This window comes from Anabaena sp. CCY 9613 (assembly GCF_963920895.1).
Taxonomy (GTDB): domain Bacteria; phylum Cyanobacteriota; class Cyanobacteriia; order Cyanobacteriales; family Nostocaceae; genus Cyanocohniella.
Map to the genome: position 1 here is coordinate 181,247 of NZ_CAWUDE010000011.1, position 15,357 is coordinate 196,603.

At 37.8% G+C, this 15,357-nt stretch carries 14 protein-coding genes; 2 read left to right on the forward strand and 12 right to left on the reverse strand.

Annotated elements, in window-relative coordinates; all coding sequences use genetic code 11:
• Positions 1-105: 105 nt before the first annotated feature.
• The 3 genes from ACM0OT_RS14980 to ACM0OT_RS14990 all read right to left on the reverse strand — a co-directional run bounded on the left by ACM0OT_RS14980 (position 106) and on the right by ACM0OT_RS14990 (position 3,380).
• Positions 106-381, reverse strand: coding sequence for a hypothetical protein (locus ACM0OT_RS14980; RefSeq protein ID WP_414565145.1), 276 nt, complete (start codon positions 379-381; stop codon positions 106-108).
• 348 nt (positions 382-729) lie between these two features.
• Positions 730-2,769: a CRISPR-associated helicase Cas3' gene (gene cas3 / locus ACM0OT_RS14985; RefSeq protein WP_414565146.1), complete on the reverse strand. Its 2,040-nt coding sequence runs from the start codon at positions 2,767-2,769 to the stop codon at positions 730-732.
• 2 nt (positions 2,770-2,771) lie between these two features.
• Positions 2,772-3,380 (reverse strand): DEAD/DEAH box helicase family protein, encoded by a 609-nt coding sequence (locus ACM0OT_RS14990; protein ID WP_414565147.1) that lies wholly within the window; start codon positions 3,378-3,380, stop codon positions 2,772-2,774.
• Positions 3,381-3,506: 126 nt separating this feature from the next.
• Here ACM0OT_RS14990 and ACM0OT_RS14995 point away from each other — a divergent pair, with 126 nt between their 5' ends.
• A complete protein-coding gene (locus ACM0OT_RS14995) occupies positions 3,507-4,136 on the forward strand; it encodes a Uma2 family endonuclease (RefSeq protein WP_414565148.1) in 630 nt (209 codons plus the stop codon).
• A gap of 90 nt (positions 4,137-4,226) precedes the next feature.
• Here ACM0OT_RS14995 and csx2 read toward each other — a convergent pair whose 3' ends face one another.
• From csx2 to ACM0OT_RS15040, 9 genes are all read right to left on the reverse strand, one after another.
• Entirely contained in the window at positions 4,227-5,450 is a 1,224-nt protein-coding gene (gene csx2 / locus ACM0OT_RS15000; protein WP_414565149.1) for a TIGR02221 family CRISPR-associated protein, read from the reverse strand.
• Positions 5,451-5,477: 27 nt separating this feature from the next.
• A complete protein-coding gene (gene cas6 / locus ACM0OT_RS15005) occupies positions 5,478-6,236 on the reverse strand; it encodes a CRISPR system precrRNA processing endoribonuclease RAMP protein Cas6 (protein WP_414565150.1) in 759 nt (252 codons plus the stop codon).
• Entirely contained in the window at positions 6,230-7,528 is a 1,299-nt protein-coding gene (gene csm5, locus ACM0OT_RS15010) for a type III-A CRISPR-associated RAMP protein Csm5 (protein ID WP_414565151.1), read from the reverse strand. The genes cas6 and csm5 overlap by 7 nt, the downstream gene beginning before the upstream one ends.
• Positions 7,512-8,585 (reverse strand): type III-A CRISPR-associated RAMP protein Csm4, encoded by a 1,074-nt coding sequence (csm4, locus tag ACM0OT_RS15015; RefSeq protein ID WP_414565152.1) that lies wholly within the window; start codon positions 8,583-8,585, stop codon positions 7,512-7,514. The genes csm5 and csm4 overlap by 17 nt, the downstream gene beginning before the upstream one ends.
• Positions 8,582-9,649 (reverse strand): type III-A CRISPR-associated RAMP protein Csm3, encoded by a 1,068-nt coding sequence (gene csm3, locus ACM0OT_RS15020; RefSeq protein WP_414565153.1) that lies wholly within the window; start codon positions 9,647-9,649, stop codon positions 8,582-8,584. The genes csm4 and csm3 overlap by 4 nt, the downstream gene beginning before the upstream one ends.
• Positions 9,646-10,104 (reverse strand): type III-A CRISPR-associated protein Csm2, encoded by a 459-nt coding sequence (gene csm2 / locus ACM0OT_RS15025; protein WP_414565154.1) that lies wholly within the window; start codon positions 10,102-10,104, stop codon positions 9,646-9,648. The genes csm3 and csm2 overlap by 4 nt, the downstream gene beginning before the upstream one ends.
• Positions 10,101-12,410: a type III-A CRISPR-associated protein Cas10/Csm1 gene (gene cas10, locus ACM0OT_RS15030; RefSeq protein WP_414565155.1), complete on the reverse strand. Its 2,310-nt coding sequence runs from the start codon at positions 12,408-12,410 to the stop codon at positions 10,101-10,103. Before cas10 ends, csm2 begins: the two co-directional genes overlap by 4 nt.
• Before the next feature lie 65 nt (positions 12,411-12,475).
• Positions 12,476-13,402 carry a CRISPR-associated protein Csx3 gene (locus ACM0OT_RS15035; RefSeq protein ID WP_414565156.1) on the reverse strand — a complete coding sequence of 309 codons (927 nt, stop codon included), beginning with the start codon at positions 13,400-13,402 and terminating at the stop codon, positions 12,476-12,478.
• 44 nt (positions 13,403-13,446) lie between these two features.
• Positions 13,447-13,782: a CRISPR-associated protein Csx3 gene (locus ACM0OT_RS15040; protein ID WP_414565157.1), complete on the reverse strand. Its 336-nt coding sequence runs from the start codon at positions 13,780-13,782 to the stop codon at positions 13,447-13,449.
• 70 nt (positions 13,783-13,852) lie between these two features.
• On the opposite strand from ACM0OT_RS15040, the gene ACM0OT_RS15045 reads away from it, so the two are divergent.
• On the forward strand, positions 13,853-15,253 hold the full coding sequence (locus ACM0OT_RS15045) for a TIGR03985 family CRISPR-associated protein (RefSeq protein WP_414565163.1): 1,401 nt from the start codon (positions 13,853-13,855) through the stop codon (positions 15,251-15,253).
• Positions 15,254-15,357: the final 104 nt, after the last annotated feature.

Consider the following 15,357-nt stretch of genomic DNA (forward strand, 5'->3'; position numbering starts at 1 on the left):
ACTGAATAAGATTCTATACCCCTGTTGGAAGAGTGGTATTCCAAAACGGAATTACACCTCTCCAACAAAAAACAACGAACGAAAAAGCCGTTCAGTTTAACTAATTCAACAAGAAATCTTTGTCCAACTTATTGGAGAGAAAATTACATCCCATCGCCACTTCTTGCCGGGTTTACCCTGACGTGAGGGTCTTACTTGTAAGATTCCGTGTGAATAGGGAAACTCAAGATTACCGTTTTTAGCTTGTTGACGAATTTCTGTGGTTGAAACTCGTTTGTTTACAAGCATTTGGATAAGTTTTGCGACTTTGTTGGTGAATAAACCTTCAGCTAGAACACATCTTGATTGACTGAGGTTTAAAGTTGGTATTTCTTCTGGCATAATATATGTATGCAAAAATCTGATACGGCTCAATCAAAAAGTTTAGCCGTTCAGGTGGTTTAACAATCAAGCGTCTCTGAACTGGTACTTCAGAGGCGCTTTTCAACTTAAACAAAATCTAACATACTAAAATTCTCTTTTCAAGCCATATGAGTATACTTTTAATTTTAAGTTAGATTCTCAATATTGTATTCTAGTAATAGCAGGCAGATGAATAAGCACTGCTTGGATGGTAACGAATCCTGGTAACGGGGCTAATCCTGAAAAACAAACGGGACTGAAACTACTCTTATGGGTTGAAGTCTTCCATTCAGTCCATCTGTCTGTTTTTAAACCAAAACTTGATAATCAGATTTTAAAAAGCTGTACTGAACGCTGATCGCACAATCTTAAGGCTCTGACTACCAGTAGATAAAGTTGTAGATATTCAATTTGGTCGTTAGTAAATCTATTCAGGTCAAATTTTGTTTTGAGAGGGTAAATAGTTTTACTTAAGTTTACTGATGATAAAGGTAAGGTCAAGGGTAGATAGCGTACCATTGTTTTCCAACTGCAAGCGATCGCTTCTGGTGCTTGGAGGTGTAATTGTATACTTTTTATCCTATCTACATCTACTTGTTCCCATCCCCCAGCCCAAGCTGAATGATGACGACCTGCGGCTAGAATAACCGTATGTCGAATGTATTGAATCTGTTCGTTGTTGGCAAAGAAATTATCACGTAGGAGCGGGACTAAGGATTGATTCAGAATATCTTGGGCTAAGTATGCACTTTCAACGGCGTGGTTGGGGCGTTTATGTTTCTTTTCGTAGTTCTTGAGTGCAGCTTTTTGCTCATTCACTTCTGGATTGTAATCAGTATGTGCTAGTAAGTATGCTTTGGGTTTTTTACCTCCAAATTTAGTTGCTTCCTGTTGCCATCCCCGCATGACTTCTTGCCATTTAATTTGCAATTTCCCTAAATCGTGGGTGAAAATAGCTAACAATACCAGTAATTCAAATAATGTTTCTGCTTCTGGCACTGGTATTTGCGGAAATATCTTATTCTTAATTAATTGTCCGCCGGCTTTTAAAAGATCGTCTCTGACGCTATTGTAAACAGTGTCTATAGATTGACCGTTTTTTAAGCGCATAGTTGTAAATGGCTTACGCCAACAAGTCCACATACAACCTAAATGACCAACGTAGGTATCCATGTGATAGCGGTATTCATTTTTGGTCAGGCGTTGTGTTTTGTCTGGTGATACAAAACCATTACCAAACTCATTCATGCCAATTAGTAAACCAATATGTTCGTTATAGAAGAGATAACGGGGGTTAACTAAAATTTGGATACTGCTAATCAGTGCTGTACGAGAAGTAATTTCAGCACAAGCAGGTTGAGTATAGGTTTCGGTTTTATCTTTTGGGGTTTCAATTCGTTTAAAAATCCAATCTGTGCCAAACCCAGAAGTTTGAAATTCTCGCCAGACTTTACACAGTGTAGTGATAGGAACAGAAAAAGCAAGTAATTCTCGCGGATTAATAGTTTTTTCTTCAAAGTCAATTAATGGCTTCTGTTCCCAGACAAATAAACTGCGGTTATCTACTGAGCGAATTAATTGAGTAGCAGCAGACTGATCTCCTCGAAAATATGCAGCTTCAAAATGCTGCTCAAACTGCATCTTGTTATTTTGTCGGCGTTGTTCTTGCAATAAGTCTTCTGCGGTGTGAACTTGATTAATCCACCCCTCTTCAGTTCTAAATCCTACATTTTGAAGAATTTGGGCTGATTGGGTGTGCGCCTCTAAAACTTGCCATGTTAGTTCACAAGTTTCTTTGGGATATGGCAGAAAACTTTGCTTTTTATCCGCAGACTCTTCTAATTCTAAATCTGCGTTTGCTAACATAGCAGACCCTTGATTAACTTCTACGGTGCGATAAACAAAGACTTGCCCTTGTTCACTGCGAAACCGAGCGCAACGTCCGGCCCGTTGTAACAGTGAGTTCATGGGACAAAGTTGAGTGTGCATCACTTGACAGGTGATGTTGATTCCGGCTTCTACTACTTGGGTAGCAATCAACATGTAGCAAGTACCATCATCTTGCCAGTTTTGGGCAAATATTTCTTTCAGGTGAGTTTCTTTTTGGGCGCGGTGTTCTGGTAAAAATCTAGAGTGTAGCAGTGTAATGTGTAATTTTTCATTGTGGTTTAGTTCCTCTAAATCCTTGAATAATCCCTGAGCTTGAGAAACAGTGTTACAGATGACTATGACTCGTTGACGCTGATAAGCTCGAATATCATCTAGGATTACCCCAGCGTTCAGGGGATGAGACATGGCTTGAAAAGTACGCAGGCGATCGCCTTCTATCGCCTGTAAGTCTGCATCTTCAATTTGAATAATTTCCATAACTAATCAATCAAGTCTTTGATTTGGATGGCAAGTTCATTTGTCAACGTGGCGGTCATCAACAAAAATGGGGAAATGCCTTTGACCTGTTGCAATACTTTTAAAACTGTAGCGAAAGAACGGTCTGGGTCAAGTAGATGTAATTCGTCAAATACAAGATAAGCAGCGAAAATCGCTCCTGAATTAACATTGGCAGAACCACGACCAACTGAGTAAGGGATATTTAAGAAGCTGCTTAACATCTGGTCAATGGTACAAAAAATAATATCGCCTTCAAATCTGGGATCTTCTGGGTTCTCTCCTGTTTGTAGGGTAACTACCAAGGAACGAGATGATGGATAAGCTTTCTCCCAATTGGCAACTAACGTTTCAGTCCGTTGGCGGAGGCTGTTGGCCAAAGTTCGCAGAGGTACAACGTAAATGAGTTTATTGGGGAAGTCAAGGTTGAGGTGTTGGGCGAAAAGAAAGGGTGCGATCGCTGTTTCTGTTTTACCTGACCCTGTGGGTGCGCGTAGCAGGATGTCTTGGTGATTGAGGATGCGTGCGATCGCTTCTCGTTGAAAGCTGCGTGGGGAGAAGCTGGTTAGGGTTTGGAAATATTCATCAATCATAATTGATAAAATAAATTAGGATAAATTGTGATATTAGTCAGTCATCAGTTGTAGGTATTAAAAATTTGCTTGATTTCTCACTGATTACTGACTGCTATTGGTGGCTCACTGATATTGCGAGGAATTATGCTGTTAACTGAATGTCGCGCTGACCGAGTAGTTCTCCATAATATCAGTTGGCAACAATTTGAGAATTTATTAATAGATTTAGGTGAAAATCGAGCAGCTAGGATTGCTTACGATGATGGCACTTTAGAGATTATGACCCCATTACCAGAACATGAATATTACAAGGAAATAATTGGTGACATCATCAAAGATACGGCTGAAGTTTTAGAGCTAGATTACGAGTGTTATGGTTCAACTACCTGGAAGCGAGAACTAAAAAAAGCTGGGATAGAATCTGACAATTGCTTTTACTTTCAGAATGAAGCCTTAATTCGAGGTAAACTCAAGTTTGATCTAAATCAAGACCCACCTCCAGATTTAGCTTTAGAAATTGATGTTACCAGTAAATCTTTAGATCGCTTTCCTATTTATGCACGGTTAGGCGTACCTGAAATTTGGTCTTATGACTCTGGAGAAATCAAAATTTACCAGTTGCAAGGTGAGGAATATCTTGAAAGAGAAACAAGTTTAGTGTTTCCTAATCTGAATATTCAAGAAATTCCCTCACTAATTGAAAGATACCGTATGGTAGGAAGACGAGTTTTCCGACAAGCAATCAGGGAGTGGGTAAGGGGACAGATGGGTTAGATAAGAAAGGTTTGAAATGTGGATTTGAAGGATAAAATTACTTTTTGCGTATTCAATTACCAGTACAACGAGAATAACATCCTAACAGTTTTATATGCTCTCAAAACAGTCTTCAAAATGCCAAGTTTCTGCAAGAGCATAAAGAAGTGGTTTAATTTTCTCATTAGCTGTCTTGACAATTTTACTAACAGACATTGCTCCTTCTTGATGTCCGGCATGATCTAAGCCATTCCGCACAGGTTGGAGAGCATTCCATAACTGTATCAGTTTATCTTTCTCGGCCCATGTATCATTGATTATTCTGCCGTATTCATTTAGTTCTTCAACAGTAAGATCGTTACGGCTAACCATCTCAACACCAGATATAGCTCTTGCAATTAGCTTTTCACGAATACTAATTTTTAGAGTAAATGGCAAACCAAGACGGTGAGTTACTGCATTTATAAGCCACTCACGAGCTAAACTCATCGCTTCAATTAAACGATTGTTACTGTGATACCACATAATCAAACGGAATTGCGCCTCTAATGCTTTTTTAGTATCTTGCTGAAAGTCACCAATAAAATTCCCAAAGGTATCAGTAATACGCTGTCGTAGCATTTCAAATGGTGGCGCTGTAAGCTGCAACTGTTCTTGTGCTTTTAGCAAATCGGACTCAAGACTTTGAGCTTTATTTGCTAACTGTAATGGTTGACAAAGAAGGGTAGCAAGAGATACATCTGATAATGTTGTTGCTGCTTTCTTCGTTATATTACTAGCTGTGCCATCTGGATTAAGTAGTTTAGAAAGTCTTTCTGCATCACCAGTTTGAATGAATTGATCGGTTGCTGTAATCCAATCAAACATTCCTACAAATTCTGATAAATTAATTACAGGTGCAGGCAAACCAGTTTTTAAATTACCTAGTTCTAATGCACCATAATAAATAGCATCAATGGTTACGTTCTTAGCTGCTTTCAAGTAAGCAGCAAATAAAAATACAAGAAAAGGTAGAGAACGTAAACCATGAGTAATATCAAATATTACAGAATCATTTTCATGTACTTGATCGGTAATAATTTTAAAGGTTTCCCACATTTGTTTAGTTGTTTCACCATTTGGTATATCAACTGCTTTAATACGTGGATCGTTTAATTTAGCCAATACGGGAAAAGCTTTATCTTTAGCTTCATGTGTCACACAAACTAACATATAATCATAATTACAAAACTGGTGTAGTGCTTCTGCAAAAACTTCACCTTTATAAGTTTCTCCTTCAAACATATATGTTGTTTCCCGTGGATAAAGCCCCAAAAAAGTTATAATTTTTCTCATGATTTTCTTTTTTATTTATTTGTTTATTTATTTTATTAATGTCTGTCCCATACCCAAACGAGTTTTCATTCCTGTACTGCAAAAACGTGCATATTGAATTAACAAATTAGCCACATTTGCCAATAAAGGATCAGTGCGGTTTAAAACTTGTAACATGACATCACCAACAAACCCATTTACAAAACTTTTATTTAACTGATAACTTCGCGTTTGAATTTTGTGGTTTTTTAGGACAACCGCGTTACTAAGATAAGTAATTAATTCATCACTTCCTAAATAAATAGGCGCAAAAGTATTCCAACGTTCTAACCAGCTACGGAACATTAATGTAGGTAATGGTAGAGGTAAATTTACTCCGCTTTGAGCAAAAGCTGTAGGTGTAATAAACTGCAAGTCAAAACGTTTGGCTGGTTCTGGCTCATTTCCTACTAAATTTGTATATAATTCTTCATAGCTGGTAATTTCATCTTCACGATTTTTAATGTTGAACTTTGCACCTAAAAATTCTAGAGAATCTGTAAGATTTAGATGAGAAATTGCTTTTACTGAAATTTCATTTAATCCACATAGAGATATTTGGTAAAATTCCTCTGGATGAAAGGTAATAAAATCTTTGGCAGTGGAATAAAAACCGATTATCCCTGAGTAAGAAACAGCAGGTATAGTCTCGCTTCCCATTTCTAAACCTAGCTGTTGATGCAGTTGTTTTACCAATTCCAAACCATAGGGGCGGGGTAAAACTGTTGATGTAGATACTGTTAATTTCCAGGTAGAGTGAATTAGCATAGGTCTTTTAAAGTATTGAATTTCACCCATCCAGGAACAAATTTAATTTCCCCGTTGCTATTCATGACTGTTCGCCGAGATTTTGGGGCTTCAAAACCAGGTGCTTGAATACCACAAATATCGCGGATTTCTGCTCTAAGTTCGTCGTCAAAACATAACCCGACTGTGGTTCCTGTCATTCCACTACCCCAACCTAGCCGTAGTGTATAAGGACATTTTTCTGGCTCGTATAAATCCCGGATATGGCTAAAGTCTAAGTTCTTGCCAGATGCTTTATAATTATTTTCTATTACGTTCCAATAATCATGCTCATAGTCCCATTGTTCTTGAGCAAAATCCTGGCATATTTGCAGTAGTTCATCAAGGTTATTAAAGGGTAATTTCATTCCCTGTTTATGCTGGAACCATGAAAGCATTTCTGGATCTAAAGTGAGGGTAAATTCTGTTTGGACTTTCCGCACCATCTCAGCATAGATAGGGGCTTTATATTTGGCTAAATAATCAGGAAATCTGCTGGAAACTATTACTTCAGCGACAACAGAAAAATTTATAGGAATTGGTTTACCTGTTTTAATGGGTGCTGTTGTTTCAATTATCGATTCAGAGTCGCTAACTTTCAAACAGCGTAAAAAGTCTGTATTTTGATTGCTACTGGTTAGTGTTTTACCTTGATAGTTGAGAGTATAATTAGAAAATAAATTTTCCATAAATAGTTGATCGTCAGCAAATTTTTGTTTATGCTTATTTTTCAATTCTCCTAAACTTTTTTTCAGTCTGTCTTCAATTTCACTTACACGATTTTGCAAAGGTACTTGATAACGGTCAGGGTATTTGAGTAAATGATAGGCTATAGCTGTCCTAATTGCACCTTTAATTGAGGAACCAGGGACAAATAAATATCCCATACCATTCCGAATCATCGGACGTAAATCTGTAATCTTTTCTTGCGTGAAGTTTTGGCTAATTGAATCTTTGGGGAAAATGGGTTTTTCATCTGTGTCTTTTGCATTCCACCATTCATCACCAAAGGCTTGTTTTAGAAGTCTGGTGATGTCTTGATGTTTTTCAATCGCTTGAATATAGTCATTGAAAAGACTTCCTCCCTTTTTTAATAACCCTTTAGCTAAAGCTTCTTGATTGGGAAGATAAACTTTTTTGGCTGTCTGCACATATTCAAAAGGATTTAATCTAGATACAGATGAGCCAAGATGTAAAAGTGGACTGGTTAACTGTATGCGTTTTGATTCGTAAAAGTCAGGTTTTTTAAGTGCAGATTCAGGCGCAACAACCATGATTTTCTTTTTCCTGTACTTTAATTGGTAAACTTAAACTGATACCACTCCGGTAAATACTGTGTCTCGTGAATTTTTCTGGTTTGACATCTACTAGCTTTCCTTGTGGTGGTGCGGGAAAAACAGAACCTTCACTAAACATTCGTACCATTTGACGACGTAACTGACTTTCTGCTATCCAACCACCCCTCTCTTGAATTTCGTAACTGGAATTTTTGAGAACGTCTGATGATATTTCAGAATCCCAAAATAAACTCATGAGGGTATGGTGAGTTCCCTGCTGAAAATTAACTAATGTTTGCCAATTTTCTGGTAAGTTTAACCAGTTAACTTCAAATCTTCCTGCGCCACTAGAACGTTCTCCGCCAATTCCTTCTTCTCCTAAAAGATGTAAAGCTGCTTGGAGTTTGTCGGCTAATTTTTTACCATCTGAAGAAAGTTCAAGGAGAAAGTATAAACCTGCTGGGTTTTTATCCCAATCAAATTGCACAAAGCCTGTGTGATAAATGTTTGTCGCTCTGGTATTTCTATCTATGGCTATTTTGGGTAGTTGTTCAATTTTGCAAGCTTTACTGTAGACAAATGTTTCTGCTTTTTCTAATTCTCCTTGGTTTTTATCACGAGTATGATCTTCTAATTCCTTAGCATCATCTGTGCTGAATCCTACTCCCTGATACCATCTTTGCCAAATTTTTAAGGGTAAATAGTTGAGCTTTTTGTAGGCTTTGAAAAATGCTAAATCATCCTCCGGGTAGCTAATGGGAAATTTGAGAGGGCGAGGAAGATAGTAAATTGTATCTTCCTCAGTCTCTCGATAGATAAATGTAGAACTGATGCGAAAGGGAGGTATGAGTTGGGGTTGTTTTTCGGTGGGAAATAGCTGTAATAGTTCTTCTACGGCTTCTTTCCCAAACAACCGCGCATAGATACTTACCCAGGCGCTAAATAAACTATCGGAACGGATGCGATCGCTCGTTTCTTCCATCCCTATTCCCACTTCCCCAAAGTGAGCGAGATTGCGTTCAAAGTTGAGTTTAACTAATTTCCAAACACTCATGATTCGTTTCCTGGTAATAGTCGCTGTTCGATATACTCGCGTAAGGTTCTGAAGTTATCTAACAGTGCTTGAGTGTTGGGAATAGCTTCTAAGGTTTGTAAAGCTGATGATTCTTGGGTTGCGTTGGCGATTTGGCGATATTGTTCTAAGCTGCGATAGTTAAACCGAAAGTTCTCAAATTTGACTTTTCCGTAACCTCTGGAACCATGTCCACCCAGTGCGTCATCTTCGAGAAACGCCAGTGCGATCGCTATATTTTGCAAATCTTCAACCGCTTGGTCTGGATTTTCGACAGTATAAATTAACTCAAAATCGAATTTTGCCCCTGCTGGTACACGTTCTACTTGTCTGGGGTTCGCTGCTGCTGTTACTCTGTCAATACCATTTTCAAATTTCCACTCGGTCATATATAAACCAGTATCAACTCTTTCTAGTAAAGCAATTGAGGTATCTGCTAAGTGACAATCTCTCACAATTAAACGCGCAGGTGTATTTCGTCCTTTAACTTTTACATATTGCTCTTTAATTTCTCCATCTTTAGCTTCTTCCCCTTGTTTTGCAAATCTTGCAAATCTATTTTCCTCATCCGCAGGACTAATAATGATGCGTTCTTCAATATTAGCTACACGATCTAATTCTTCTTGATTAGCCACATCAGTTTTTACCCAAAAATTAGCGCCTGTTGAACCAAAGAGTCTGGAAAGTTTGCAATTTTTAGAACCATCAAATTTGATCAAGATTGATGAATTATCTGTTTTTATTTCTGTATAACCATCTACTAAGTCATCACTTTCATAGCGATAAGTACCACTACCACCATGACGATTTAGAGGTAATTTCCATAAACGCTCTAAAATTGCTCGTAATTTGCCTTTAACAGATGAACCTGGTAAATAAGGATGACGCGTTACTGGATTACGAATAATTGGTTTATCTAGTCCACCAATGTCTAATCTTTCACCACCACCACCAATGTGAATACCAGTTTCTACCTTGAGATTACTGTTAATTGTTACCTTACCTACTAATTCTTTGGATTCAAATCTATTTGTTGATAATGTCATTGGTCTTTTCCTCCTGCTGCTTTATGATAAGCAATTATTGATTCAACTAATTGAACAAATTTATCAAAATCTTTGGTTGTATTCACTTGTTTAATTGCTGCTTCCAAAACTTGCTTAAAAGGCGCAACTGGTCCCAAGTCTTTATTATCTTTTTGTTGTCGAGCAGCAGCATAAGCAAGTTGAGGTCGTAGAAAAACTAAATCATCTTTAATTACATTGAAATCCCTTATCTCAGTTTTATCTAGTTTTGATTTTAGACGTTTAACAGCATCTAAAAACTTACGTACTTGATTAGTTTTTAGTTGTCTTTTTACAAGTTCTTTCCCAAGTTCTTCAGTATGTTTTACTAATTCACGAATCTCATATTCTTGGAAACCTAAAGTGAATTTATCAATTTTATTAACCATTGTGAGGCTAATATCTTCTCTGTTTCTAGGTATAGGTGCTTGTGTCATGATTCTGATGAACGGTTTAATAATTCAATCCAAGTGGCGATCGCGCGAAAATAAGGCGCGTTATATGGATTTTTGAGAGAAGTCCGAAAATCGCTATCTTTTAATACATCCTTGGGTAATCTCGCTAGAGTATAAGCTATCTTTGGCAAATGCAAATAATACCGAGTTCCTAAAGCCTCCTGTGTTTTTTTATCTTCTTTAAACTTTTCTAAAGCCTGCTCTTGAATTTGTGCAGTGATGAGCAGGTTCTGTACAAAATTGCGGGAATAATTCACCCCAATATCTTGCTGTTCTAATCTCTCAACAAAGGGGTAAACACCGAATAGACTTGGTAATTTTTCAGAATCAAGATACTCTTTGACATCATCATCAAGATGCTTAAAATTCTGTCTTCCTCGCCATTCATCCCATTTGAAAACTTCACCAAATAAGCCTAAGCTGTCTCTACCATTTCCTTTCGCTGCTTCTTCCGCGTCTCCTGAAGTTTTTGCAGCTTGATATAAGGGAAATTTAATATCATCAATACTGATTCCACCTGAAAGGGTAATATGTTCATTATTACCTGTATAGGTACGAAATGATTGATAAATTGTAAAGGCAAATTCTACAATTTCACTCCATGCACCACTGATAAATAAATCATCACCACCAGCGTAAATAAATAGTATATTTAATCCCTGTTCATCTTGCTTGACTGGTTTAATTGTATCAGGCTTTTTCGGGTTTATATATGCTGCCAAAGTGTTGAGGTAAACTTTAAAGAAATAACTCATTTGGCGAGATAATCCAGCTAGTCTGGATAAAGTTTGTTTTTCACATAAACCTTTAGCAAATATTTGTCCTAATCGGTCTACATCCATTCGGAGATAACCAACTCTGTTAGCACCTTGGGCTTTTTCAGCCATTTCCCCAGCACGCATAAAGCCTCTTGGTTCTTCTGGAATTTCAGAGTTTTGCTTACCTTCCTTACCGTAGTTACCTAATAATAGGGGAGCAGCATTTTGAAAATGCTTAAATTGATAATGTTCTAACTGCCAATCATTGACTAACAAAACTATATCAGAATCATGATCTATTTGTTTCCAGTTTTTGAATAAGTGATAATGGATTTCTCTAGAGTTAATTTTAAACGAGAGTGTATGTAAGGCATTTTTCACACTTTCATTTGTTGAGCGCACAATTGCTGTTACTTCCAACAATTGACTTCCTAAATCAAACATACTCCGACAAGTTCCACAGGCTAAAACTGAATCGGGTTCCTGGGAATTAAGCGGTTTTAAGATTTCTACATCGTCACGATGACAGACGCGACAAGGTTCATGGCTATCACGTGGAGTGAAAAATTCACTAATTTGATTTTCAGCAAATTTACGAGATTTATGTACAGCTAAATTTTTGGTTGCTTTTGACCAATGTTTAGCAAATTTATCTTGAAGTTCTGTAACGGGAAAATTTAAACAATCTAAAGCCAGAAATACTTTACCTTCAAATTCTTTTAACAGCCATTCGTTAAACTGCTGTCGGATGTTTTGAACAATATTTTGATTTTCTGCGGTTCCAGATGCCAAAATATACAAGTTACCACCACCTGCATAAATTATATTTGTCCTGGGTAACTTAAGTTGCTCTAATAATTGTTGTACTACTTCTTCTGTAACTAATTCTAGATAAAAACTTCTCGCCCTTAATGACTTCAGCGCCCCTTCTGAGGAAATGCTATATATGAATTTTTGAATCCCGGATAAATCACCTGCAATTAAACTAATTTCTTCAGTAGGATTATTGAATAAAGTAACTGCAACGGCTGCTGTGGTTCTGGCTATGTCTACTAAGGCTACATCTGCTTCACCAAAACTCAAACATGAGCCAAATTTTTCTAAGATCAGCATCAATAAAGATAGGTTTTCCCAGTTATCTTGGAGATATTTGGAAAGTGCGTTATTAATCTCTACTTTGAAGACTTGCTGTTGTTCTGAACTAGGTTCGGAATTTAAGGGATAAGGAATATCAGGATATTCTTTATGGTCATTGTCAATCGCTTTGAGTGGATGATAATGTTTTGTTGCTTGTTTCTGAGGTTCATCAGATAAGTTTATGCTGTCAAATACTAAGCTTAATATTCCAACTTTTGTCTCTGGTTTCCAACCTAAAAGCACTTTCGCGTCATCAACTGCTTTTTGTTCTTTCTCTTCCAGAGATTCAAACTTAAAAGATAATGGAACCTGATCATCAACAGCCCATTTAACCAAAGCAGCGATCGCCTGTTGAATAACCTGTAATGCAACCTTTTCAGAACTTGTCACCATAAAAACTTTCCATTACTGAAACTGCAAAATCTATCTGAACTGGAATCCTAAGCGATCGCTCTTTTTTACTCCCTCTTACACAACCCCACCAACAACTGCGCCAAAGCCTGCACCATCGGACGAGAAGAAATATCTTCGCCTCGTTCAAGCAAATGAACACTACCAGTTAGCAATGGCGATCGCGTAAAGATTTTATCTTCTGTTCCTTGATAATCACTATCAAGGTTAGCAATGATAGGTATATTCAAATCTCGGCAAAACTTTTCCCAGAGAGGAACTTCGTCTTTACCTCTATCTCCCGACAAAATCACCGCATGAGTAGCCTCACGCACAATCACGCGATTTTCTTCAGTAATTTTACCGCCTACATCAATAATATTGAGAGGTGTGTTAGCACTGCGTACCCAACCGGCAGCTTTGATTGCAAACTCTGGGGTAAACTTGGCTTTATATTCATCCTTGAGCCTTCTTGCTAAATCTGGATCACGTCGTGCAGCCTCAGAAAACCAAGCACCTTCACCATCGGGACAAGCTGTAATTACATAAGGATAGGGTGCGCCTGCAATATTGGTGATGGCTTGCTTTAAACCTTCACGCAGACATGACTTTCCCGACTGTGGCGGGCCACCAAGCACAACTTTGATAATTGGTTTACTCTTGTACGGTTCATCAGTTTCAATGATTTCACCCAATTTATAAGCTGGCGTGTGGGTAGCAGCAACAATGTAAGCTTTATATCCTGGCTGGCCAATCTTGGGGTCAAAAATAGCGATCGCACCATAAAGATGAGATATTTTATGCGCTATCAGATAACTCACGGCTACAGATGCTGGGCCATCAATCTTTAGTAGCTTACCTCCAGAAAGTTCGCCCGCAGCTAACATGTGATCTAAACGTGTTGCCGCATCTTGTATTATCTGATTACCATGTGCAGGCTCACCAAACTTGACTTTTAAAACATCGTTTTCTAGAGCAATGTGATACGCTGTCATACAATTTACCAGTAGCTACACCCTTCTGCTGCCTATATCAAAGATCAATCAATTAAGTCACCTAATTTATAACTAGGATTGTGTGTAATAGAAATCACATATTTACTTAATTTGGGATCGTAAAAGGCAACTGCTCCGTAAATATGAGCAAGTTTATGTGCTAAAACGAATGCTACTGGTATAGAAATTGGCCCGTTAATCTTGAGCAACGGCCCTCCCGCTAATTCGCCGGATACAGCCATTTCTTCTAGCCTTGCAGCTGCATCTCGTACAATCTGGTCATTTTGGGCAGGTTCACCAAAATTAACTCGCAAAATTCCATCTTTTAGCTCGATTTTATAAGTTTCCATTACCTTGGCTTGATTTGCTGGATACATCATACACGCACTTGGAAAAGTTGTCTTCCAAGTGCGTGTATCTTAAAGAAAGTTATATTTTGAGATGACCCTAGTGTCTGAATTAGTCTTTCAAGATGTTCCTCAGGTGGAATTATTGCAATGGTTAGCACGCGGGTTACTTAAACAAAAACTGCTGCGGTCAATTCGGTTGTGGGTATGGTTGCGTTCGTTATACGGCTTTGGAGGAGCATCACTTTACAGTGATCATCTAAAACCTCTAGTTTTAAATGATTCGTTCACTTATGCCCAATGGCGGGACGCATTTTTTAGTCCTTCTCACACCAAAGGAGAAAAAGTACCTAACTTACATGATCCTGATTGCCCTTGTGCCAAAACAACGCAAGAGTGGTTATTTAACGAAAAAACAGGTATTGTAGCTCACCAATGGCAAGAATCATTAGTAGCTCACACTGGGATAACAGAATCTAAGTTGAGCAAAATATTACAGCAAAGATTGTTTGGCGTAACTCGTCGTTCTTTGCAAGGTGATTTAGAAACCTTAGCTCAGTTAGGTTGGCTGATATATAAGAATGAACGATATTATCGTGTAACTGAGTTTCCACCTGATCCAGTTACATTTAGAGATGAAACTTATCCTAGTAAGCTAAGTGCTTATGAACTAAACTTTCTACATGAAGATTTAGTAGAAATTGCAGAAAATCACTCTCACGAAATCAATGGCATACAACGCTTTTTTTTAAAGGTTGATTATGTAATTCCTCGTTTGACTCTTGATTTAGTTGGTGAGTGGCAATACCAGTTAAGACAAATTTGGGCAGAAATTCCTGTACCACCAGTCAAACTGACTTACGCCAGTGCCAAAGTTACTAAACAAGTTGATTGCATTGTTTATCCTGTCTGTATTTACTATATGCAGAGGGCAGTTTATTTATGTGCTTATGGTGAAAGTCCTGATCAACAAAGCGAATGGTATAACTTTCGCCTTGACAGGATTCAAAAGATGATTCCTTTGAGTTGGGACAATTCTCATTTGCCATTAAATTTACGGCAATACTATCAAAGACAGACTTTACCCAACCCAGAATACATTGCTTTAGAAATGTCCAAAGCCTGGGGATTTGATTTCTATTTACCTGCACAACTTATGTTGTTACGCTTCGATCAAGATTTTAGCGATCGCTATATTAAGGATACTGAACGCCATGATACATTTAAAGCAGTTTCCTATAAGCAAGCACAACGCTTGATTTCACGGGAAGTTAAGCAACCACAACAACAGCAGGCTTTGCTAGAAATTCTTGCCCATCGTTCACCTAAGGATGCTTATTATCAAGTATTCATCCGTTATCAAGACCAAAATCACAGGGATAACAACGTTATTATGCGTCTACGTGCATGGCGACCTAAATGTGAAGTAATTTTTCCCTTTGATTTAAGGCAAAGTATTGCTGATGATGTAGCCAAAGAATTTCAGCTTTACCATCAATATTGATTGTTCCTATGAATACATTACAGTTAACAGCAAAATTTGAATCCGCATTAATCTATCTTAATGGAGCAAGAGGACTCCCGTTAAAGTCGCCAGACTTAACGGGA